The organism is Lysobacter sp. S4-A87 (assembly GCF_022637455.1).
Classification (GTDB): Bacteria; Pseudomonadota; Gammaproteobacteria; order Xanthomonadales; family Xanthomonadaceae; genus Lysobacter_J.
Genome location: NZ_CP093341.1, coordinates 1,393,022 through 1,413,300, shown reverse-complemented (window position 1 = coordinate 1,413,300; position 20,279 = coordinate 1,393,022). Strand labels below are relative to the sequence as shown.

Annotated in this window: 22 protein-coding genes; 13 read left to right on the top strand and 9 right to left on the bottom strand. The window is 68.5% G+C overall.

Annotated features, from left to right (window positions below):
- Positions 1–8: 8 nt before the first annotated feature.
- The 5 genes from MNR01_RS06380 to MNR01_RS06360 all read right to left on the bottom strand — a co-directional run bounded on the left by MNR01_RS06380 (position 9) and on the right by MNR01_RS06360 (position 4,126).
- Positions 9–1,160: a DUF4105 domain-containing protein gene (locus MNR01_RS06380; RefSeq protein WP_241920084.1), complete on the bottom strand. Its 1,152-nt coding sequence runs from the start codon at positions 1,158–1,160 to the stop codon at positions 9–11.
- A 97-nt stretch (positions 1,161–1,257) separates the two neighbouring features.
- Positions 1,258–2,142: a transporter associated domain-containing protein gene (locus tag MNR01_RS06375; RefSeq protein ID WP_241920083.1), complete on the bottom strand. Its 885-nt coding sequence runs from the start codon at positions 2,140–2,142 to the stop codon at positions 1,258–1,260.
- A 150-nt stretch (positions 2,143–2,292) separates the two neighbouring features.
- Positions 2,293–2,772 (bottom strand): rRNA maturation RNase YbeY, encoded by a 480-nt coding sequence (gene ybeY / locus MNR01_RS06370; protein WP_241920082.1) that lies wholly within the window; start codon positions 2,770–2,772, stop codon positions 2,293–2,295.
- Positions 2,773–2,783: 11 nt separating this feature from the next.
- Positions 2,784–3,770 carry a PhoH family protein gene (locus MNR01_RS06365; protein WP_241920081.1) on the bottom strand — a complete coding sequence of 329 codons (987 nt, stop codon included), beginning with the start codon at positions 3,768–3,770 and terminating at the stop codon, positions 2,784–2,786.
- 125 nt (positions 3,771–3,895) lie between these two features.
- A complete protein-coding gene (locus tag MNR01_RS06360) occupies positions 3,896–4,126 on the bottom strand; it encodes a hypothetical protein (protein WP_241920080.1) in 231 nt (76 codons plus the stop codon).
- Between the two features lie 151 nt (positions 4,127–4,277).
- Between MNR01_RS06360 and MNR01_RS06355 the strand changes: the two genes are divergently transcribed.
- The 5 genes from MNR01_RS06355 (at position 4,278) to MNR01_RS06335 (ending at position 9,898) form a co-directional block, all read left to right on the top strand.
- A complete protein-coding gene (locus tag MNR01_RS06355) occupies positions 4,278–4,985 on the top strand; it encodes a TetR/AcrR family transcriptional regulator (RefSeq protein ID WP_241920079.1) in 708 nt (235 codons plus the stop codon).
- Positions 4,986–4,996: 11 nt separating this feature from the next.
- Positions 4,997–5,983, top strand: a complete 987-nt coding sequence (locus tag MNR01_RS06350) for an HlyD family efflux transporter periplasmic adaptor subunit (protein ID WP_241920078.1) — start codon at positions 4,997–4,999, stop codon at positions 5,981–5,983.
- Positions 5,980–6,939: an ABC transporter ATP-binding protein gene (locus tag MNR01_RS06345; RefSeq protein WP_241920077.1), complete on the top strand. Its 960-nt coding sequence runs from the start codon at positions 5,980–5,982 to the stop codon at positions 6,937–6,939. The genes MNR01_RS06350 and MNR01_RS06345 overlap by 4 nt, the downstream gene beginning before the upstream one ends.
- Complete coding sequence (locus MNR01_RS06340) at positions 6,936–8,054, top strand: ABC transporter permease (RefSeq protein ID WP_241920076.1); 1,119 nt, start codon at positions 6,936–6,938, stop codon at positions 8,052–8,054. The genes MNR01_RS06345 and MNR01_RS06340 overlap by 4 nt, the downstream gene beginning before the upstream one ends.
- A gap of 179 nt (positions 8,055–8,233) precedes the next feature.
- Entirely contained in the window at positions 8,234–9,898 is a 1,665-nt protein-coding gene (locus MNR01_RS06335; RefSeq protein ID WP_241920075.1) for an amidohydrolase, read from the top strand.
- Positions 9,899–9,989: 91 nt separating this feature from the next.
- On the opposite strand, the gene miaB is transcribed toward MNR01_RS06335, so the two are convergent.
- Positions 9,990–11,387 (bottom strand): tRNA (N6-isopentenyl adenosine(37)-C2)-methylthiotransferase MiaB, encoded by a 1,398-nt coding sequence (gene miaB, locus MNR01_RS06330; protein WP_241920074.1) that lies wholly within the window; start codon positions 11,385–11,387, stop codon positions 9,990–9,992.
- 164 nt (positions 11,388–11,551) lie between these two features.
- Here miaB and MNR01_RS06325 point away from each other — a divergent pair, with 164 nt between their 5' ends.
- The 7 genes from MNR01_RS06325 to MNR01_RS06295 all read left to right on the top strand — a co-directional run bounded on the left by MNR01_RS06325 (position 11,552) and on the right by MNR01_RS06295 (position 17,819).
- Positions 11,552–12,436 (top strand): lytic transglycosylase domain-containing protein, encoded by an 885-nt coding sequence (locus MNR01_RS06325; protein ID WP_241920073.1) that lies wholly within the window; start codon positions 11,552–11,554, stop codon positions 12,434–12,436.
- Between the two features lie 178 nt (positions 12,437–12,614).
- Positions 12,615–13,580, top strand: a complete 966-nt coding sequence (locus tag MNR01_RS06320) for a lytic transglycosylase domain-containing protein (RefSeq protein WP_241920072.1) — start codon at positions 12,615–12,617, stop codon at positions 13,578–13,580.
- Positions 13,581–13,757: 177 nt separating this feature from the next.
- Positions 13,758–14,381: a ubiquinol-cytochrome c reductase iron-sulfur subunit gene (gene petA, locus MNR01_RS06315; protein ID WP_241920071.1), complete on the top strand. Its 624-nt coding sequence runs from the start codon at positions 13,758–13,760 to the stop codon at positions 14,379–14,381.
- Between the two features lie 3 nt (positions 14,382–14,384).
- A complete protein-coding gene (locus MNR01_RS06310) occupies positions 14,385–15,644 on the top strand; it encodes a cytochrome bc complex cytochrome b subunit (RefSeq protein ID WP_241920070.1) in 1,260 nt (419 codons plus the stop codon).
- Positions 15,637–16,422, top strand: coding sequence for a cytochrome c1 (locus tag MNR01_RS06305; protein ID WP_241920069.1), 786 nt, complete (start codon positions 15,637–15,639; stop codon positions 16,420–16,422). Before MNR01_RS06310 ends, MNR01_RS06305 begins: the two co-directional genes overlap by 8 nt.
- A gap of 149 nt (positions 16,423–16,571) precedes the next feature.
- On the top strand, positions 16,572–17,207 hold the full coding sequence (locus MNR01_RS06300; RefSeq protein WP_158733116.1) for a glutathione S-transferase N-terminal domain-containing protein: 636 nt from the start codon (positions 16,572–16,574) through the stop codon (positions 17,205–17,207).
- A gap of 105 nt (positions 17,208–17,312) precedes the next feature.
- Positions 17,313–17,819, top strand: a complete 507-nt coding sequence (locus MNR01_RS06295; protein ID WP_345779034.1) for a ClpXP protease specificity-enhancing factor — start codon at positions 17,313–17,315, stop codon at positions 17,817–17,819.
- A gap of 53 nt (positions 17,820–17,872) precedes the next feature.
- Here the strand turns inward: MNR01_RS06295 and MNR01_RS06290 are convergent, their stop codons facing one another.
- Positions 17,873–18,196 (bottom strand): DUF3301 domain-containing protein, encoded by a 324-nt coding sequence (locus tag MNR01_RS06290; RefSeq protein ID WP_241920068.1) that lies wholly within the window; start codon positions 18,194–18,196, stop codon positions 17,873–17,875.
- Between the two features lie 104 nt (positions 18,197–18,300).
- Here MNR01_RS06290 and MNR01_RS06285 point away from each other — a divergent pair, with 104 nt between their 5' ends.
- A complete protein-coding gene (locus MNR01_RS06285; RefSeq protein ID WP_241920067.1) occupies positions 18,301–19,113 on the top strand; it encodes an FHA domain-containing protein in 813 nt (270 codons plus the stop codon).
- A 24-nt stretch (positions 19,114–19,137) separates the two neighbouring features.
- On the opposite strand, the gene nadC is transcribed toward MNR01_RS06285, so the two are convergent.
- Together nadC and MNR01_RS06275 are read right to left on the bottom strand one after the other, a co-directional pair.
- The gene (gene nadC, locus MNR01_RS06280) at positions 19,138–20,007 is read right to left on the bottom strand and encodes a carboxylating nicotinate-nucleotide diphosphorylase (RefSeq protein ID WP_241920066.1); all 870 of its coding nucleotides are present in this window, start codon (positions 20,005–20,007) and stop codon (positions 19,138–19,140) included.
- Positions 20,004–20,273 (bottom strand): Trm112 family protein, encoded by a 270-nt coding sequence (locus MNR01_RS06275; RefSeq protein WP_241920065.1) that lies wholly within the window; start codon positions 20,271–20,273, stop codon positions 20,004–20,006. Before MNR01_RS06275 ends, nadC begins: the two co-directional genes overlap by 4 nt.
- Positions 20,274–20,279 lie beyond the last annotated feature (6 nt).

The window sequence follows — 20,279 nt, the reverse complement described above, 5'->3', positions numbered from 1 at the left end:
ATCCGCGCCTACGGCCGCTTGCGCAAGGCCGACCACAGCCCCAGGTGGATCGGCAGCAACAGTGCAACCCAGTGCGCGTTGCGCTGCGGGTACACCGGCAGCCAGTACAGGAACAATGCCGCCACCGCCGCGATGGCCATCACCGCCAGCCAGCGCCGGAACCACGGTCCCGGGTCGCGACCGCGCAGCACGCGCCATCCGCCGGGCAGCAACAGCCAGGCCAGCGGACTGAGCAGCAGCAGGTTGTTGTTGGCCCACCCGTAGCGATGCACGGTGCCGAGCCAGATGAACAGCATTACCGCACCCAGCAGGCCCGACAGCGTCCAGAACGGCAACGCCAGCGCCGCCACGGCGCGCGGTTGCCGGCGGCCGGCCCATGCCGCGGCGATGCCGAGGACGATGCCCACCAGGCACCACGGCCACCAGCGCGGCGGCGGTTCCTGCGGTTCCGGCGGCAGGCGGTGCGGGAGGATCGGTTGCTCCGCCTTCACCAGAGGCCGACCTTCGCTGTTCTTCACTTCGCGCAGCGCAGCGGCCAGGCGCATCGGCACGTACGACTCGTTCCACACCGGCAGCGGCTGGTCCGAGGACGGACCCAGGCCGACGTCGAAGCCGAGCCACATCCACCATGCCGGCGAGGCCAGGCGCACGGCCTCGCTGCGGTAGGTGCTGCCGTGCGAGCGGCCTTCGATCTGGCGGCGCAGGCCGCCGTCGAGCACGCGGTCGAGCGAATCGCGCACGCGCGTGGAGCAGTTGTCGTCGAAGTACTGGTACGCGTAGAAAGCGTTCTCGGGCTTGGCGTTCTCGGCCAGGGCATCGGCCAGTTCGTGGGCCTGGGCATCGCTCAGGTCGAGCCATTGCACGTCGACACCGCGGCCTTCGGCGCGGTACTGCAGCAGGTCTTCCTCGAACGGCAGGGCTGCCAGCCGGTAGCGCATGTGGCCGCGGACGAAGCGGCTGATGAAGTCCGGTTCGCTGGGATCGAAGAAGCCGAAGTTGTAGGAGATCGCCGCACCGGTGTCGGGGTCGACCACGACGATGGCGTTGTGGCCGAAGCGCTCGAAGAAGATTTCGCCGGGCTGCATGGTGGCCACGCCGATGCGGGGCGTGGCGGCGACGGCGGCGCCGGCGAATAGGCCCAGCGCGGTGACCAGCAGCATCAGGAGCAGCTGCTTGGTTCGCCGCCAGCCCAATCCCCTCCCGCACGCGGGAGAGGGGGCTCGATCCGTCCGCTCCCCGGGGGAGGGGAGTGAAGCGTCACGCATCCGACAGGACGCCGACGTGGAAGGCGTGGACGCGGCGCGCGTCGGCGCCGGAGACGCGGAAGACGAAGCGGCCAAGGGTCAGTTCCTCGCCGGCTTCGGGCAGGTGGCCGATCGCAGCCGTGACCAGGCCGCCGATGGTGTCGTATTCGTCGTCGTCGAAGTCGGCACTGAAGCGCTCGTTGAAGTCGGAGATGGGCGTGAGCGCGTCGACCACGAATTGGCCGTCGGCCTGCGCCGCGATGAGGGCGCTGGGGTCTTCGGCGTCGTCGTGCTCGTCGTCGATCTCGCCGACGATCTGTTCCAGCACGTCCTCGATCGTGACCAGGCCGGCGACGCCGCCGTGCTCGTCGATCACGATCGCCATGTGGTTGCGCGACTGGCGGAACTCGCGCAGCAGCACGTTCAGGCGCTTGGATTCGGGAATCAGGACGGCCGGGCGCAGCAGCTCGTGGACGCTGCCGGGGCCGTTGTCGGCGACCACGCCGCGCAGCAGGTCCTTGGCCAGCAGCACGCCGAGGATCTCGTCCTTGTCGTCGCCATGGACCGGGAAGCGCGAATGGCCGGACTCGACCACCTGGCGCATCAGGTCGAGGAACTTGCCGTCGGCCGGCAACGAGACCATCTGCGAGCGCGGGATCATCACGTCGCCCACGGTCAGGTCGGACACCGCGATGGCGCCTTCCATCATGCGCAGGGTGTCGGCGGCGATCAGGCCGTCGGCTTGCGCGTCGCGCAGCAGTTCGACCAGGTCCTCGCGGGTGGTGGGTTCGCCGGAAAGCGCCGAACTGATGCGTTCGAGCCAGGAGCGCGGCTTCTCGTGGTGCCGCCGCTCGTGGGTTTCCTGCGCGTGGAAGCTACCACTGTCGTCCTCGGACATTGCGTTCTTGAAGGCGCCCAGGGGGAAGGGCGACGGGAGGAGTCTACCGCGGAAGCGGCCCGGGGGTGCTTGCTCCCTCGCGCCCAGCGACGGGGAGGGCCGGCGAGGGGGGCCCGCAACCTCCCCCGGCTCGCAGGGGAAGCTCCGGACTCAATCCCGGTACGGGTCCTCGATCCCCATCCCGGCCAGGATCTCGCGCTCGAGCTGCTCCATGCAGATCGCCTCCTTTTCGTCCTCGTGATCCCAGCCGAGCAGGTGCAGCGCGCCGTGGACGGTGAGGTGGGCGTAGTGGGCGGCGAGCGGCTTCTTCTGTTCCTTGGCCTCTCGCGCCACCACCGGTGCGCAGATGACCAGGTCGCCCAGCAGCGGCAGCTTCACGCCCTTGGGCAGACCGTCCGGCAGGTCGGCGGGGAAGCTGAGCACGTTGGTGGCGTAGTCCTTGCCGCGGTAGTGGCGGTTGAGCGCGCGTCCTTCCTTGGTGCCGACGATGCGGATGGCCAGGTCGGCTTCGCGGATGCGGCTCTCCAGCGCCGCCGCCACCCATTTGCGAAAACTCACCGCCGCCGGGATGCCGGTGCGCGGGACTGCATAGTTGATCGAAACTTCGAGTCGAATGGGGCCCCGGGTCATGGTGTCTGCGCTCAGGTGGACGGACCGGACACCGCGTCCTTGGCGTCGCGGGCGTCGTAGGCGTTGACGATGCGCGCCACCAGCGGGTGGCGCACCACGTCGCGCGATTCGAAGAAGGTGAAGCTGATGCCGTTGACGTTGCGCAGCACGTCCAGCGCGTCGCGCAGTCCGGACTTCTGGTGCTTGGGCAGGTCGATCTGGGTCAGGTCGCCGGTGACGACGGCAGTGCTGCCGTAGCCGATTCGGGTCAGGAACATCTTCATCTGCTCGATGGATGTGTTCTGCGCTTCGTCGAGGATCACATAGGCATCGTTAAGCGTGCGTCCGCGCATGTAGGCCAGCGGCGCGATCTCGATGACGTTCTTCTCCAGCAGCTTGACCACCTTTTCCACGCCGAGCATCTCGTACAGCGCGTCGTACAGCGGGCGCAGGTAGGGGTCGACTTTCTGGGTCAGGTCGCCGGGCAGGAAGCCGAGCTTCTCGCCGGCCTCCACTGCCGGGCGCACCAGAATCAACCGCTGCACGCGCGCGTCGTTGAGCGCCTCCACGGCGCTGGCGACGGCCAGGAAGGTCTTGCCGGTGCCGGCCGGGCCGATGCCGAAGTTGATGTCGTGGGTGGCGATCGCGTGCAGGTATTTGGCCTGGTTGGCGCCGCGACCGCGGATCGTGCCGCGCTTGACCCGGATGCTGACTTCCTGCGGTTCGACGTCGTCGTTGGCGACAGCGTCGGCATCGATCTCGGTGAGGCGCAGGTGGATCGCCGGCTCGGTCAGGGTCTCTTCGGCGGTGTCGCGCCACAGGTCGCGCAGCAACCGCTCGGCCTTGTTGACTGCCAGCGGCGGGCCGACGATTCGGAAGACGTTTCCGCGATTGGCGATCTCCACGCCCAGGCGCAGTTCGATCATGCGCAGGTGGCCGTCGAACGGGCCGCTGAGGTTGGCCAGGCGCTCTGCTTGCGCGGGTTCGAGGGCGAATTCGGAAGTGGTTCGAGAGGACATCGAGAGGAAGTGTCTTCCGTGGCGAACTGGGGGTGCGCGCGCTGGCGCGCCGGGGGGCAAACAGCTTGCGCCTGCGCGGCGCATTTCGCAAAGCGGCGGTGGCGCGGTCGGCAGCGGGCGGGAGTTCAGTTGCCGGGAGCGTCGTGCTTCAAGGCACGGACGATCAGGCGCACGCCGATCGCACCGACCAGCAAGGAGCCAATCAGCCACAACCACATCACCGTGTCGCCGGCATGCTCGGGTTTGCGCAGGTAGGCCATCGCGTAGCGCAGCAGCCCGAGCGCGCCGATGGCGCAGAACCACAGGCCCAGGGCGCAGCGTTGCAGGAGGCCGGGAGCGGAGGTCGGGTCGGGCATGGCGACAGGGCAATCTCAAGCGCGGGCTGGCGACACGATAGGGCACGGCGACCGGCCGGAGCTTGCGGGTCCGGGCGGCATGCGGGTGGTGGTGGACCGTTCGTCGGCTCCAGCTTGAAACTAATTAACTGTTGAATTAAATATAGCGCCCATGACAGATTCCAGCCAGATCAGGGCCGCCAAGGCAGGGCCGAAGGCCGGCAAGACCGGCAAGGCCGCCAAAGGCGCCGGCCGACGCGCGCCGGGCAGGCCCGGGCCAGACAGTCCCGACCTGCGCGAGCGCCTGCTGGACGGCGCCATCGCCTGCTTTGCCCGCCAGGGCATCGCGGCCACCCCATTGCGGGCGATCGCCACCGAGGCGGGGGTCACCCCGGCGCTGCTGCACTACTACTTCGGCGACAAGGCGCAACTGCAGGAGGCCGTGGTCGCCGAGCGCGTGCTCCCGGCATTCGGCCGGCTGCGCGAGCCATTGCTGCACGCAGGCGATGACGTCGCCGAGCTGGTCGCCGCGTTCGTCAAGGGCATCGGCAGCCTGGTCGCGGAACACCCCTGGCTGCCGGCGCTGTGGGTGCGCGAAGTGCTGTGCGAAGGCGGTGCCCTGCGCGAGGTGCTGTTCGAACGCATCGGCCCGCAGCTGCCGCAGATGATGGCCGCGCGCTTCGCCCAGGCGCAGCAGCGCGGCGAACTCAATGAAGACCTCGATCCGCGGCTGCTGATGGTGTCGCTGGTCGGTCTGACCCTGTTTCCGGCGGCCGGTGCACCGATCTGGCGCCGCATGTTCCAGGCCGACGACCTGGACTTCGATGCACTGCGCCGGCACACGCTGGCGCTGCTGGATCGCGGTCTGGCGGCGGGATGAAAGGTGGAGCCATGAACGACACGACGAGCACCCCCACGACAACGCACAAGGCCTGGCTAGCCGTGGCCTGCGCCGCGCTGCTGGCCGGTTGCGGCAAGGACCCGCCACAGGCGCTGGGCACGCTGGAATGGGACCGCATCGCGCTGCCGGCAACGGCGCCCGAGCGCATCGTTCGCATCGACGTGCGCGAAGGCCAGCGGGTCAAGGCCGGGGCGCGGCTGGTGCAGCTCGAGGTCACGCGCACCCAGGCCGAACTCGCTGCATTGCAGGCGCAGGCGCGACAGGCCGGCGACGTGCTGGCAGAACTGGAGGCCGGCCCGCGCAGCGAAGACATCGCGCAGGCACGCGCCAACCTGGCGGCGGCGCAGGCCGAGGCCGTCGATGCGCGCACCTACTACGCGCGCCTGCAACCACTGGGGCGGCAGCAGCTGGTCGCCGCCTCGGACGTCGACCGTGCGCGTGCCCTCGCTGGCAATGCCGAGGCTCAGGTCCGCGCGGCACAGGCGGCGCTGCTGGAACTCGAGCACGGCACGCGCATCGAACAGATCGCCCAGGGCGAGTCGGCGCTTGCCGCCGCCCGGGCACAGGCCGCATCGCAGGCCGTGACGCTGCAGAAGCTGGATCTGGTCGCGCCACGCAGCGGTGTCGTCGACAGCCTGCCGTACCGCCTGGGTGACCAGGCACCGGTCGGCGCGCCGCTGGCCATCATGCTGGTCGGCGATGCGCCGTACGCACGTGTGTACGTGCCCGAGCCGATCCGCGCCGGCGTGCGCGTCGGCCAGTCCGCCCGCGTCTTCATCGACGGTCGCGACGGATCGCTGCAGGGTAAAGTGCGGATGATCCGCAACGAGGCCAGCTTCACCCCGTACTACGCGCTGATCGGCAAGGACGCGGCGCGGCTCAGCTACCTGGCGGAAGTCGAGCTCGTCGGCGGCCAGACCGCAAACCTGCCGGCGGGCCTGCCGGTCCGGGTCGAATTCGAGGCCGACACCAGATGAACGCCGGCGCGGACGACCTTGCCATCCGCGCACGCGGGCTGACCAAGCGCTTCGGATCGCTGGTCGCCGTCGACCATGTCGACCTGAGTGTGCCGCGGGCGAACGTCTACGGGTTCCTCGGCCCGAACGGCTCCGGCAAGACCACCACCATCCGCATGCTCTGCGGTCTGCTGACGCCGAGCGACGGCGAGGTCGAAGTGCTGGGCCTGCACATTCCGAAGCAGGCCGAGGAACTGCGCAAGCGCATCGGTTACATGACGCAGAAGTTCTCCCTGTTCGAAGACCTGACGGTGCGGGAGAACCTGGAATTCCTCGCCGCCGTGCAGGACATACCGCGAGCACAGGCGGCCCGGCGCATCGACGAACTGGTCGTGCAATACCACTTCGAGGATCGCCAGAAGCAGCTGGCCGGCACCATGAGCGGCGGCCAGAAGCAGCGGTTGGCGCTGGCCGGTGCGGTGATCCAGAACCCCGAGCTGCTGTTCCTCGACGAGCCCACCAGCGCGGTCGATCCGGAATCGCGCCGCGACTTCTGGGAAAAGCTCTTCGACCTGGCCGACGCCGGCACGACCATCCTGGTCTCGACCCACTACATGGACGAGGCCGAGCGTTGCCATCGCATCGCCATCCTCGATCGCGGCGTGCTGGTCGCCGACGGCACGCCAGACGACCTCACCCGGGCCCTGGCCGGACGCACCGTCGAGGTCCTGGCGGCGCAGCCGCGGCGCGCGCAGCAGATGCTCGTGAAGGTGCCGGGCGTGCTGAGCGTGGCGCAGATCGGCAACACGCTGCGGGTGCTGAACGAACGCAACGGCGACGCCGCGGAGCGACTGCAGAAGGCGCTGGCCGACGCGCGTCTTGAGGCGACCGTGGCGCCCTCGCATCCGAACCTCGAGGACGTCTTCGTATCGGCCACGCGCGGACGTGCCGACAAGCCGCAGGAGCGCGCCGCATGAACCTGCGCCGCATGTTCGCGATCGTGCAGAAGGAGCTGCGGCAGATGAGCCGCGACCGCATCACGCTGGCGATGATCGTCGGCATCCCGGTGATGCAGCTGGTGCTGTTCGGCTACGCGATCAACCTCAACCTGCGCGGACTGGAAACCGGCGTGGCCGACCAGGCCAACACCGCCGGCTCGCGCGCGGTGGTCATGGACATGGTGGCCACCGGGGTCATCGACCCGACCTACAGCGCGACCTCGCCGCAGGAGCTGATGGAGCAGTTGCGTCGCGGCGAGATCAGCATCGGCGTGGTGATCCCGCCGGACTTCGAGCGGCGCCGCTTCGAAGGTCGCGAGGCGGTGCAGGTGCTGGTCGACGGCAGCGACACGGTGGTGCAGAGCGCAGCGGTCCAGCTCGCGCAGCTGCCGCTGGGCAACACGCCCACCAGCAACCTGGGGCCGGCGCGCGGCGGCACGGGCCAGGTCGCTGCCGGCCAGATCGGCGTGGTGAGCTTCTACAACCCCGAGCGGCGATCGGCGGTGAACATCGTGCCCGGCCTGATCGGCATCATCCTGACCATGACGATGGTGATGTTCACCGGCGTGGCCATCGTCCGCGAGCGCGAGCGCGGCAACATGGAACTGCTGATCGCCACGCCGCTGAGCAGCAGCGAGCTGATGATCGGCAAGGTGCTGCCGTATGCCGGCATCGGCCTGATCCAGACCACGCTGGTGATCGTGCTGGGCGTATGGCTGTTCGATGTGCCGATCCGCGGCAGCCTGCTCGATGTCTATCTCGCCTCCGTGCTGCTGATCGTCGCCAACCTGACCCTGGGCCTGCTGATCTCGACCAAGGCGCAGTCGCAGTTCCAGGCGATGCAGATGACGTTCTTCGTGTTCCTGCCGTCGATCCTGTTGTCGGGCTTCATGTTCCCGTTTTCCGGCATGCCCAAGGTCGTGCAGTGGCTGGCCGAGGTGCTGCCGCTGACGCATTTCCTGCGCCTGATACGCGGCGTGATGCTGCGCGGCGCGACCTTGCTGGAACTGTGGCCGGAGGTGCTGGCACTGCTGGCCTTCATCACGGTGATGATGACCGCGACGATCCTGCGCTTCCGCAAACGGCTGGATTGAGCGCCCGCCGGTCATCCGGCGTTCGCGGGGATGACGGTCGCGGGGATGGCGGCGCGGTGATGGCGGCGCGGTGATGGCGGCGCGGTGATGGCGGTGGGGACGTCCCGTCTCCCCGCGACTTGCACGCCAACGCATCATTGCGCAAAGTCGCCAGGCTCCAATCGCCTGGGGAGGGCGTAATGCACAAGCTCGGATTGGCCATTTCGACGTTGCTGCTCACGCTGGCCGGCAGCGCAACTGCGGCCGAGGTCACAGTACTGAGCGCGGCCAGGATCCACACGATGGATACCGCCCAGCCGCGCGTGCAGGCACTGGCCTACGACGGCAGTGGGCAGATCCTCGCCCTTGGGCAAACCGCCGCACTGCTCAAGCGTTACCCCAAGGCCAAGCGCGTCGATGCCGGTGACGCCACGGTCATCCCCGGCCTGATCGACGCACATGCCCACGTCTCCGGCCTCGGGCTGACGATGCTCACCGCCGACCTGGTCGATGCGACCAGCAAGGATGAGGTGATCCGGCGCCTGCGCGAGTTCGCCGCCAAGCTGCCGGCCGATGCGTGGCTGATCGGGCGCGGCTGGGACCAGAACGACTGGCCCGAGAAGCGTTTCCCCAGCGCGGCCGACCTGGATGCGGTGTTTCCCGATCGCCCGGTCTGGCTGGAGCGCATCGACGGCCACGCCGGCTGGGCCAACAGCGCGGCGATGCGCGCGGTAAAGCGCGATCTGGCCGGCAAGTGGCAGCCCGATGGCGGCCGCATCGAACGCGATGCCGTCGGCAAGCCCACGGGCATATTCGTCGACGGCGCGATGGCACTGGTCGACGAGTCGCGACCGCCGCTCGATGACGCCACGGCCGAACGCGCGTTGGTGCTGGGCATGCAGTCCGCAGTCGAGCACGGCCTGACCGGCGTCCACGACGCCGGCGTCAGCCTGGCCGAACTGCAGCGCTACCGCCGCCTGGCCGACCGCAACGAAATGCCGCTGCGGATCACCGCGATGGCTGCCGGCGATGGCGACGCGCTTGCGCAGATCTGCCGCGACGGCCTCTACCGGCATCCGTCCGGGCGCCTGCAGATGCGCACCGTCAAGCTCTACGCCGACGGCGCGCTGGGCAGTCGCGGTGCGGCGATGCTGCAGGATTACAGCGACGACCACGGCAACCGCGGCCTGATGCTGGTGTCGCCCGAGGCATTGCTGGCCGCGGCGATCAAGGCCAAGGGCTGCGGCGTGCAGGTGGCGACGCACGCCATCGGCGACCGCGGCAACCACGAAGTGCTCGAAGCCTATGCGAAGGCGCTGGGTGCGGACGCGGCGGGCGACCACCGCTGGCGCATCGAGCACGCCCAGGTGCTGACGCCGCAGGACCTGCCGCGCCTGGCGCAGTTGCACGTGATCGCGTCGATGCAACCGACCCACGCCACCAGCGACATGCCGTGGGCGGAAGACCGTGTCGGACCGCAACGCATCGTCGGCGCCTATGCGTGGCGCCAGCTGCGCGACAGCGGCGCACGCCTCGCCCTTGGCTCGGACTTCCCGGTGGAATCGGTGGATCCGCGCTTCGGGCTCTATTCGGCCGCCACCCGCGCTGATTCGCACGGGCTGCCCCTCGGCGGCTGGTTCCCGCAGGAGAAGCTGACAGCGTTCGAAGCCCTGCGCGGCTTCACCCTCGACGCCGCCTATGCCGGGTTTGCCGAGAGCGAAGTCGGCAGCCTCGCGGTCGGCAAGCGCGCCGATTTCGTCGTGCTGAAAGAAGACCCGCTGGCGATCGCGCCGGCGCGCCTGCGCGAACTGACCGTCGAAGCGACGTACGTCGACGGCCGCCCGGTCTACCGCGCAGCCAAGTAGCCCGGGTAAGCGAAGCGCACCCGGGGAAACGACGCAGGGAAACGGCCACAGGACCCCGGGTGCGGCCTGCGGCCTTACCCGGGCTACCGGATCACGCGGTCGCTACGCGTCCGCGCAGCGAATTGCTCAGCGCTTCGGTGATCACCACGTCGACGAACTGGCCGACCAGGCGCGGGTGGCCCGGGAAGTTCACCGAGCGCATGTTCTCGGTCTTGCCGGTCAGCTCGTTCGGGTCCTTCTTCGAGGGGCCCTCGACCAGCACGCTCTGCACGCTGCCGACCATGGACTGGCCGATCTTGCGGGCGTTGTCGTTGATCGCTGCCTGCAGGCGCGACAGGCGCGCGTGCTTTTCCTCGCTGGAGACGCTGTCTTCCAGGTCGGCGGCCGGTGTGCCCGGGCGACGCGAGTAGATGAAGGAGAACGACTGGTCGAAGCCAACGTCCTCGATCAGCTTCATGGTCTTGTCGAAGTCGCCATCGGTCTCGCCCGGGAAGCCGACGATGAAGTCCGACGACACCGAGATGTCCGGGCGCACGGCGCGCAGCTTGCGGATCTTCTGCTTGAACTCCAGCGCGGTGTAGCCGCGCTTCATCGCCGCCAGGATTCGGTCGCTGCCGGCCTGCACCGGCAGGTGCAGGTAGTTGGCCAGCTTGGGCACGTCGCGGTAGGCCTCGATCAGCGAGTCGGAGAACTCCAGCGGATGCGAGGTGGTGAAGCGGATACGGCCGATGCCTTCGATCTCGGCGATGGTGCGGATCAGCAGGCCCAGGTCGGCGACTTCTGCCTCGCCGCCGTCCTCGCCGCTGTCCTCGCCCGGAGCGATGGGCCCGCGGTAGGCGTTGACGTTCTGGCCGAGCAGGTTGATCTCGCGCACGCCCTGCGAGGCCAGGTCGGCGACTTCGACCAGCACGTCCTCGAACGGACGGCTGATTTCCTCGCCGCGGGTGTAGGGCACCACGCAGAACGAGCAGTACTTCGAGCAGCCTTCCATGATCGAGACGAACGCGCTGGGGCCATCGGCACGCGGCTCGGGCAGGCGGTCGAACTTCTCGATCTCGGGGAAGCTGATGTCGACCTGGGGCAGGCCGGTGGCGCGCTTGGCGGCGATCAGTTCGGGCAGGCGGTGCAGGGTCTGCGGTCCGAACACCAGGTCGACGTACGGCGCGCGCTTGACGATCGCTTCGCCTTCCTGCGAGGCGACGCAGCCGCCGACCCCGATCACCACCGGGCGGTCGCCCTGCTTGAGCGCCTTCCAGCGGCCGAGCTGGCTGAAGACCTTCTCCTGGGCCTTCTCGCGGATCGAGCAGGTGTTGATCAGGATGACGTCGGCTTCGTCGACGTTGTCGGTCAGCTCCATGCCGTCGCTGGCGGCGAGCACGTCGGCCATCTTGGCCGAGTCGTACTCGTTCATCTGGCAACCGTGGGTCTGGATGAAGAGCTTTTTGGCGCCCGTGGAGACGGGAGCGGCTGGGGCAGTCGTGTCGGTCATCTGGCTCGATCCGGGAGGGGCGGCGGTTATTCCGCGCCGGAGGGGCCGTCATTCTACCCGCGCCGGTCCGGGTGCGCCGGCAGAGGGGGCGGGCCGGGTCGGGCCGTGGTTCGCGTTGGTGAAGGAAAGGGCAGGGCGCGACGTGCGCCGACGGGGTCGAGGGAATGTCCGTGAAGGCAGGTGCGTGGTGGCTGCGGGTCGTGTGCCTGCTGGCGTTGTCGCCGGTGGTGGCCGCGGGCCCGGGACGCTGCGAGCGTGCCGGCGAGCCGCTGGTGGCGTCCGCCGGGGCGGTCTCCGCGCCGGCCTGCCCGGGCACCGTCGACGCGGCGCCGCTGGGCCGGGTCAGCCAGCCGTCGATGCCGGCCCGGGTCGGCGAAACCGCCCAGCTGCCGCCCGTCGCGCGCGAACTGCAGCAACCCCAGGTAGCCAGTACTGCCACGGCTGCGCCGGTTGCCCCGGTTTCGATGCGGGTCGCTCAGGGCGAGGTCTACAGCTACACCAGTGGCGGCGAACTGGTTTACAGCAGCCGCCGTCCAGAGGCCGCGGCGGGCATCGGCCCGGTCAGCCGTGTGCGCTACACGTACATGGAAACCTGCTACGCCTGTGACCTGCAGCCGGGCGTGGACTTCGGCACGGTCAGCCTCAACACCGATGCCTACCGGCGCGAGATCGCCTCGGCCGCGCGCGATTTCGGCGTCGACGAATCAGTGGTGCGGGCGGTGATCCATGCCGAATCGGCCTACAACCCGCGCGCGCTGTCGCGGGTCGGGGCGCAGGGCCTGATGCAGCTGATGCCGGACACGGCGCGGCGCTTCGGTGTCGCCAACGTCTTCGATATCGGGCAGAACATCCGCGGCGGCGTGCAGTATCTGGCGTGGCTGCTCAAGCGCTTCAACGGCAACCTGACCCTCGCCGCGGCCGGTTACAACGCCGGTGAGGGCGCAGTGGACCGCTATCGGGGCGTGCCGCCGTACAGCGAGACCCAGCGCTACGTCGAACGCGTCGCAGTGCTGGCCGACCGGTATCGAAACGCCAGGGCAGCGCCCTGAGCGAGGCAATGACAGGGGCCCGGGAGGGCGAGGGCGGAGGTGGGGCTCCGACCTCGCCCGCCATGGGAAGCAGGGTTCGAAAGCGGCGACAGGCGCGACGCGGCACGGGTCACGTTTCGCTCCAGCCAGCCTGATCAAGCACTTGTAGCGGTAAAGGGGACAGGACACACTCGCGGCCATGAGAGGGGGCTCACTGCTACTGGGGATTGCCTGTCTGCTGGCTGCGGCTCCGTCCGTGGCCGGCGCCCTGTACCGTTGCGACATGCCTGACGGCACCCGCAGCTACGTCAACAAGAAGCCCTCGGGCGCCCACTGCATCGTCGTCAGCCAATCGGGTGGGGCGGAGCATCGGTCCGCATCGGCGCCCAAGGCCAAGGCTTCCGCCGCATCCGCCGCCGCGATTGGCAGCACCGTGCCGGTCAACGCCGTCGCCGGGTCGCCCGTCGCGATCCAGTCCGCGGCGCCGGCAGGGCTGGCCGCCGTGCCTGCCGCCATGAACGTGCCGGCCGTTGCCACGCCGGCGCCGGCCGCCATGTCGCCCGCCAGCAGCACGGCGCCGCGCGTCATCCGCGGGCAGGTCTACTCGTACATCAAGGACGGGGTCCGGCACTACACCAGCCAGGCGCCGCGGGGCGTGGCCAATGCCAGCGCGGTGCGCACCATCCGCTACAGCTACATCGAGAGCTGCTACGCCTGCGGGGCCCGGCCTGGGGTGAACTTCGGCACGGTCCGGCTCAACACCGACGCCTACCGCAACGAGATCGCCGCCGCCGCCCGCCAGCACGGGGTCGACGAGTCGATCGTGCGCGCCATCATCCATGCCGAATCGGCCTACAACCCCAATGCGCTCTCGCGCGTGGGCGCGCAGGGCCTGATGCAGCTGATGCCGGCGACGGCGCGGCGCTTCGGCGTCAGCAACGCCTTCGACGCCAGCCAGAACATCCAGGGGGGCGTGCAGTACCTGGCCTGGCTGCTCAAGCGCTTCAACAACAACCTGACCCTGGCCGCGGCCGGCTACAACGCCGGCGAGGGCGCCGTGGACAAGTACAAGGGCGTGCCGCCCTACAGCGAAACCCAGCGCTACGTCGTCCGCGTGGCCCAGCTGGCCGAGCGTTACCGCGGCGCGGGCAGCGTCGTCCGCTGATTTGAGGGTTTTAAGGGCCTGCCGGGCGCCTGCCGGGCCCCAGCGGGCGGTTTGCGCAACATCGGCGGATTGTCGGGCCATTCACCGTTCCGTTACACTTCCCCGTCTTTTGTGCCGCGAGCCGTCGCCAGTGGCTGGCTACGCGGTGTAACTTCGAACAGCTTTGCGGAGTGCCGGATGGCCAACCAAGGGGTCCACGATCCTGTCAACCAGGGCCGCCGTCGGTTCCTGACCGCGACCACTGCCGTGGTCGGTGCGGTCGGGGCCGGTTTTGTGGCGGTACCGTTCATCAAGTCCTGGAACCCGAGTGCCCGAGCCAAGCTCGCCGGCGCTCCGATCTCGGCGGACATCAGCGCGCTCGGCGAAGGCCAGCGCATGATCCTCGAGTGGCGCGGCCAGCCCATCTGGATCGTCAAGCGTTCCAAGGCGATCCTTGACGCGTTGCCGACCCTGGACGCGCGCCTGCGCGATCCGAAGTCGGAAAACAAGGACCAGCAGCCGGCCTACATCACCGGCGAGCTGCGCTCGATCAAGCCGGATATCTCCGTGCTGGTCGGCCTGTGCACGCACCTGGGCTGCTCGCCGGAAATGAAGGCCGAGATCCGCCCCGAGCCGTTCGACGACGACTGGAAGGGCGGTTACTTCTGCCCGTGCCACAAGTCGCGCTTCGACATGGCCGGTCGCGTGTTCCAGGGCGTCCCGGCGCCGACCAACCTGGTCGTGCCGCCGCACCACTATGAGAGCGACACCACGATCGTGATCGGCGTCGATCCGTCGTCCGGCAGCAAGGGAGCGGCGTAAGTCATGTCGAACATCATTACCCGCACCGCCCTCGGCGCCTGGGATTGGGTCAACGCGCGCGCGCCCGGCATGATGCCGGCGTACCGCAAGCACATGACCGAGTACTACGCACCGAAGAACTTCAACTTCTGGTACTACTTCGGTTCGCTGGCGCTGCTGGTGCTGGTCAACCAGATCGTCACCGGCATCTTCCTGACGATGCACTTCAAGCCGTCCGCGGCCGAAGCGTTCTCGTCGGTCGAATACATCATGCGTGACGTGGAGTGGGGCTGGCTGATCCGCTACATGCACTCCACCGGCGCGTCGATGTTCTTCATCGTCGTCTACCTGCACATGTTCCGCGGCCTGATGTACGGCTCGTACCAGAAGCCGCGCGAGCTGGTGTGGATCCTGGGCATGCTGATCTACCTGGTGCTCATGGCCGAAGCCTTCATGGGCTACGTGCTGCCGTGGGGCCAGATGTCGTTCTGGGGCGCCAAGGTGATCATCTCGCTGTTCGGCGCGATCCCGGTGATCGGCAACGGCCTGACCGAGTGGATCATGGGCGACTACCTGCCCGGCGATGCCACGCTCAACCGCTTCTTCGCCCTGCACGTGATCGCGCTGCCGCTGGTGCTGCTGCTGCTGGTCGTGCTGCACCTGGGCGCGCTGCACGAGGTTGGCTCCAACAACCCCGACGGCGTCGACATCAAGAAGGGTCCGAAGGGCAACCGCTGGGATGCGGCCAAGCCGCTCGACGGCATCCCGTTCCACCCGTACTACACGGTCAAGGACCTGTTCGGCGTCGGCTTCTTCCTGATCATCTGCGCGTTCGTCATCTTCTTCGCGCCGGCCTTCGGTGGCTGGTTCCTGGAGCATGACAACTTCACCGAGGCCAACCGCCTGGTGACGCCGGAGCACATCAAGCCGGTCTGGTACTACACCCCGTACTACGCGATGTTGCGCGTCATCCCGCACAAGCTCAGCGGCGTGATCGTGATGTTCTCGGCGATTGCGGTGCTGTTCCTGGTGCCGTGGCTGGACAAGTCGCCGGTCAAGTCGCACAAGTACCGCGGCTGGATCACCAAGCTGATGCTCGGCGTGCTGGCGGTCTGCTTCGTGTGGCTGGGCAAGATCGGCGCCGGCCCGGGTACCGACCCGGTCGAAACCAGAATCGGCCAGGTGCTGACCTTCCTGTACTTCGCCTTCTTCATCACCATGCCGCTGTGGACCAAGCTCGACAAGACCAAGCCGGTGCCGGAACGGGTGACGATGCATGAATAACCAGACCGACGTCCGCCAGCCCTTCCAGAAGACGCACATCGTGAAGAAGCTCGCCATCTTTGCCGCCGGCCTGTTGGTCTCGGTCACCGCCTTCGCATCCGAGGGTGGCCACCTGCTGCAGTCGGGCACCGACCTGGGCGACCAGGCGTCGCTGCAGCGCGGCGCCAAGCTGTACATGAACTACTGCTCGGGCTGCCATTCGCTCAAGTACCTGCGTTACTCGCGCATGGCCGAAGACCTCGGCCTGAGCGAGGACGACGTCATGGCCAACCTGAATTTCACCGGCGCCAAGGTCGGTGAGCAGATCCAGGTCAGCCTGACGCCGGAGCACGCCAACCAGTGGTTCGGCAAGATGCCGCCGGACCTGAGCCTGATCGCCCGCGTGCGCGGCAGCGACTGGGTCTACACCTACCTGAAGTCGTTCTACCTGGACGAGTCGCGTCCGCTGGGCTGGAACAACCAGCTGTTCCCGAACGCCTCGATGCCGAACCCGCTGTGGGAACTGCAGGGCCTCCAGCACGCCGAGTTCGGCGAAGCCGACAAGAAGACCGGCGAGCGTCCGGTGCACGGGCTCAAGGTGACCCAGCCCGGTCAGCTCGACGAGAAGGGCTTCAACCAGGCCGTGCGCGACATCACCACTTTCCTCGAGTACGCCGGCGAACCGGCCGCCCTCAAGCGCCAGAGTCTGGGCGTGTGGGTGATCCTGTTCCTGGCGATGTTCACCATCATCGCCTACCTGCTCAAGATCGAGTACTGGCGAGACGTGGACAAGCACTGATCGCTGCTGTATCCCTTGGAGCCCGCCCAGCAATGTGCGGGCTCCTTGGTTGATGCGGCGGGCTGCGCGATCGAGGCCGTGACGACCGTCCACACGGGGTGGATGGCGTCTTGCCACTGGCGGATTCCGGTGGCTGGGAGAGGTCGATAATGGCGGCGAGTCCACGTATGCGTAATGCCCTGACGCTGTTTTCCTCCACCGATTGCGTGCTGTGTCATCGCGTGCGCCTGGTGCTTGCGGCCAAAGGTGTCACCTACGATCTGGTCCCGGTCGACCCGCAGAATCCCCCCGAAGACCTCGTCGACCTCAACCCGTACCACTCGGTGCCGACCCTGGTCGAGCGTGACCTGGTGCTCTATGCGGCCAGCGTGGTCAGCGAGTACCTCGACGAACGTTACCCGCACCCGCCGCTGATGCCGGTCGACCCGCTTTCGCGCGCACGCCTGCGCCTTGCGATGCTGCGCCTGGAGCACGACTGGGTGCCGCAGGTGCAGGCCATCCAGCTGGGCAACAAGGCCCAGGCCGAAGCCGGCCGCAAGCGCCTGAAGGAACTGCTGACCGCCTCGGTGCCGCTGTTCAAGGCGAGCAAGTTCTTCCTCAATCCCGAGATGAGCCTGGCCGACTGCGCGATGGCGCCGATCATCTGGCGGCTCGATGCGCTGGGCGTGCCGATGCCCAAGGACGGCAAGGCGATCGAGGACTACGGCAACCGCATTTTCCGCAATCCCGGCTTCACCCGCAGCCTGACCGAGCAGGAACGCAAACTGCGCGAAATGCCGGCCTGATCCGCGGCCGCGACACCGATCCGACGAGCGGGCCACACGGCCCGCTCCGTTTTTTTGGCGCCGGTTTCCACCTGCCCACGACGCGACGGCGCTAAACTTGCCCGCATGAGTCAGGAAAGTCCCCCGATGACCAGCCACCGCCCCTATCTTCTGCGGGCGTTGTACGAATGGATCGCCGACAACGGCATGACCCCGCACCTGCTGGTCGATGCCGCACGGCCGAGCGTGCAGGTGCCCATGCACGCGGTGAAGGACGGCAAGATCGTGCTCAATATCGCCGAGCGTGCGGTCTCGCACCTGGAGATGGGCAACGATGCCATCCGCTTCAGCGCCCGCTTTGGCGGCGTCAGCTATCCGGTCAGCGTGCCGGTGCAGGCGGTGCTGGCGATCTATGCCCGCGAGACCGGGCAGGGCATGGCATTGCCGGATGACGTGCATGCCGCTGGCGACGACGGTGACCTCGACGGCGATGTCGAAAACGCCGAAGAAGGCGTGACCACGACCCTGAGCGCAGTGCCCAGCGATCCGGCGCCGCAGGGTGACGATGACGGCGGCCCGCAGGCGCCAACGCCGACGCCACGTCGCGGCGGGCATCTGCGCATCGTCAAGTAACCCAGCCCGTCACTCCCGCGAAGGCGGGAGTCCAAGGACGTCGCCGTGGCCGTTCAGTGCAACTGCGCAGGCGCCCGCGTCACCGGGCCACTGAACGCAATCAGCCGATCCCCGCGCAGCACCATCCGGCCCACGTGCCGGTCCTCGCCATTGATCGAGTAATCAAAGCGGAACGTGCGCTCCCAGCCGAGCCAGCCGTTGGCTTGCCGGCACAAGCGGATGCCGGTCGCGTGCACGCTCTGGTCCAGCCACTGCACGCCGGCGGCCTTGCAGGCGTCCCGGCCGACCGCCTCGGCACGCTCTGCGGCGGCGCGGCCGGCGCTCCAGAATGCGAACACCATCGCAGCGGCAATCATCAGGATCAGTAAAGTCGGCATGCAATTCGGGACCGCGGGATTGGATATCCAGGTCCTAAATGTGGCGGCGCGCCGCGCCGGCCGCAAGGGGTACAGGACATTGCTGACAGGGGAGCAGGTCCACGATGAAACTCGTCTTTCCGGGTGGCGAACACCCGCAGGTTCTGCTTGGCCACGGCATCAATCGCGTTGGCTCCGATCCACTCTCCACCATCGTCATCGACCACCCCGGGGTGTTGCCGCAGCATTGCCAGCTGCACGTGACCGCGCAGGGCGTGATGCTCGATGTCCCGCCCGGCACTGCGGTCAGCGTCAACGGCCGCAAAGTGGCGGGCCTGATCACGCTTCGGCCGGGTGACAGCGTCGGTTTCGACCAGGTCCAGGCCAAGCTGGCGGCGCTGGGCCCGGCGCCCGTGGTCGGCCGCCAGCCGACACCGGCCGGGCCCGACCTGATGCCGGCCAACGACGACCCGGGCGTGACCGCGGTTCGCCCGGTGGTCCCGCGCTTCTTCCTGCGCGGTGTGTCGGCCGAGGTGTCCGGACGCAGCGATCCGCTGGTCGGTGTCATCACCGTCGGACGCAGCAGCGAAAGCACGATGCGCTTCGATTCGCCGGGGCTGTCTCGCAACCATGCCCGACTGATGCCGACCGAAACCGGCGTGCAGGTCGAGGACCTGGGCTCCAGCAACGGCAGCTTCATCAACGGCAAGCGCGTGCTGCGCGGCGAGGCCCAGGTAGGCGATGAGATCGCCTTCGATACCCTGCGCTTCCGTCTCGCTGCCACGGCCAAGGCCGAGCCGGTGCAGGTCCTTGCAGCCCCGCGCCCGGCCCCGCGCCGGCGCCCGGTGTGGCCGTGGCTGCTGGCCATCGTGCTGCTCGCAGCGGCGGCTGCGGGCGCTTTCGTGGTGATGGGCCAGGGCGGCCTGCAGATGCTTTGAGCAGGCCGGACGCCGCGCCGCCTCTCAGGCGGGCGGCGGGCCGAGCTTGAGCGACAGGTCGATGGCGCGGACGTGCTTGGTCAGTCCGCCGATCGAGATGCAGTCGACGCCATCCTCGGCGATCGCGCGCAGCGTCTGCATGTCGACACCGCCGGAGACTTCCAGCGGGATGCGCCGGTTGAAGGGTGCGCCCGAGGCGATGCGGACGGCTTCACGGCGCGTGTCCGCGTCGAAGTCATCGATCAGGATCCGGTCGCAGCCTTCATGCAGGGCTTCTTCCAGCTGCGCAATCGTCTCCACTTCCACGATCAGCGGCAGCTGCGGATGCATCGCCCGCGCGGCGCGGATGGCGGCGGTCAGCGAACCGGCGGCGCGGACATGGTTTTCCTTGAGCATCACCGCATCGAACAGGCCGATGCGATGGTTGACGCCGCCGCCGACGCGCACGGCGTACTTCTGCGCCAGGCGCAGGCCAGGGATGGTCTTGCGCGTGTCGAGGATCTTCGCACCGGTGCCGCGCACGGCATCGACGTAGGCCGCGGTCGTGGTGGCAGTGCCCGAAAGCGTCTGCAGGAAATTCAGCGATGCGCGCTCGGCGCTGACCAGGGCGCGTGACCGGCCCTGCAGGATCGCCAGCACGCTGCCCTTGGCGACGCGGTCACCCTCGGCGACGCGCCAGTCGATGCGCACGTCCGGATCGAGTGCGCGATGGCAGGCGTCGAACCACGGACGGCCACACACCACCGCATCTTCCTTGCACAGCAGGTAGGCGCTGTCGGCGGAATCGGGCAGCAGTGCCGCGGTGACGTCGCCACTGCCGAGGTCCTCGGCCAGTGCGCGGGCGACGTCGGCGGCGATGACCTCGGCCGGCGGCGGGGCGAACGCGGCGGTCATGCGCCGGGGAAAGCGTCGACCTGGGCGGTGGCGATGGCCTCTTCGGCCAGCAGCACCGGGATGCCGTCGTCGATCCGGTAGGCGAGCTTGCGGTCGCGGGTGACCAGCGCCTCCTTGATGGCGTCGGCCTGGGCGCTGCCGTCGCCGCGGACGATGCCGCCGGCCTGGATCGCGGCGTTCAGGGCCTGCAGGCCACGGCTGTCCAGCAGCTGCAGGGGCTGGCGGGTGGTCGGGCAGACGAGCAGGTCGAGGAGCTTGCGATCCATACGGTG

Bases quoted from the DNA above. Each gene is read 5' to 3' on its own strand.
- MNR01_RS06325 (WP_241920073.1), top strand. From the start codon at position 11,552: ATGTCCGTGAAGGCAGGTGCGTGGTGGCTGCGGGTCGTGTGCCTGCTG.
- MNR01_RS06285 (WP_241920067.1), top strand. From the start codon at position 18,301: ATGAAACTCGTCTTTCCGGGTGGCGAACACCCGCAGGTTCTGCTTGGC.
- MNR01_RS06340 (WP_241920076.1), top strand. From the start codon at position 6,936: ATGAACCTGCGCCGCATGTTCGCGATCGTGCAGAAGGAGCTGCGGCAG.
- petA (WP_241920071.1), top strand. From the start codon at position 13,758: ATGGCCAACCAAGGGGTCCACGATCCTGTCAACCAGGGCCGCCGTCGG.
- MNR01_RS06345 (WP_241920077.1), top strand. From the start codon at position 5,980: ATGAACGCCGGCGCGGACGACCTTGCCATCCGCGCACGCGGGCTGACC.
- MNR01_RS06275 (WP_241920065.1), bottom strand. From the start codon at position 20,273: ATGGATCGCAAGCTCCTCGACCTGCTCGTCTGCCCGACCACCCGCCAG.
- MNR01_RS06350 (WP_241920078.1), top strand. From the start codon at position 4,997: ATGAACGACACGACGAGCACCCCCACGACAACGCACAAGGCCTGGCTA.
- MNR01_RS06305 (WP_241920069.1), top strand. From the start codon at position 15,637: ATGAATAACCAGACCGACGTCCGCCAGCCCTTCCAGAAGACGCACATC.
- MNR01_RS06335 (WP_241920075.1), top strand. From the start codon at position 8,234: ATGCACAAGCTCGGATTGGCCATTTCGACGTTGCTGCTCACGCTGGCC.
- MNR01_RS06360 (WP_241920080.1), bottom strand. From the start codon at position 4,126: ATGCCCGACCCGACCTCCGCTCCCGGCCTCCTGCAACGCTGCGCCCTG.
- MNR01_RS06365 (WP_241920081.1), bottom strand. From the start codon at position 3,770: ATGTCCTCTCGAACCACTTCCGAATTCGCCCTCGAACCCGCGCAAGCA.
- MNR01_RS06375 (WP_241920083.1), bottom strand. From the start codon at position 2,142: ATGTCCGAGGACGACAGTGGTAGCTTCCACGCGCAGGAAACCCACGAG.
- miaB (WP_241920074.1), bottom strand. From the start codon at position 11,387: ATGACCGACACGACTGCCCCAGCCGCTCCCGTCTCCACGGGCGCCAAA.
- MNR01_RS06310 (WP_241920070.1), top strand. From the start codon at position 14,385: ATGTCGAACATCATTACCCGCACCGCCCTCGGCGCCTGGGATTGGGTC.
- MNR01_RS06320 (WP_241920072.1), top strand. From the start codon at position 12,615: ATGAGAGGGGGCTCACTGCTACTGGGGATTGCCTGTCTGCTGGCTGCG.
- MNR01_RS06300 (WP_158733116.1), top strand. From the start codon at position 16,572: ATGGCGGCGAGTCCACGTATGCGTAATGCCCTGACGCTGTTTTCCTCC.
- nadC (WP_241920066.1), bottom strand. From the start codon at position 20,007: ATGACCGCCGCGTTCGCCCCGCCGCCGGCCGAGGTCATCGCCGCCGAC.
- ybeY (WP_241920082.1), bottom strand. From the start codon at position 2,772: ATGACCCGGGGCCCCATTCGACTCGAAGTTTCGATCAACTATGCAGTC.
- MNR01_RS06355 (WP_241920079.1), top strand. From the start codon at position 4,278: ATGACAGATTCCAGCCAGATCAGGGCCGCCAAGGCAGGGCCGAAGGCC.
- MNR01_RS06380 (WP_241920084.1), bottom strand. From the start codon at position 1,160: ATGCTGCTGGTCACCGCGCTGGGCCTATTCGCCGGCGCCGCCGTCGCC.
- MNR01_RS06295 (WP_345779034.1), top strand. From the start codon at position 17,313: ATGAGTCAGGAAAGTCCCCCGATGACCAGCCACCGCCCCTATCTTCTG.
- MNR01_RS06290 (WP_241920068.1), bottom strand. From the start codon at position 18,196: ATGCCGACTTTACTGATCCTGATGATTGCCGCTGCGATGGTGTTCGCA.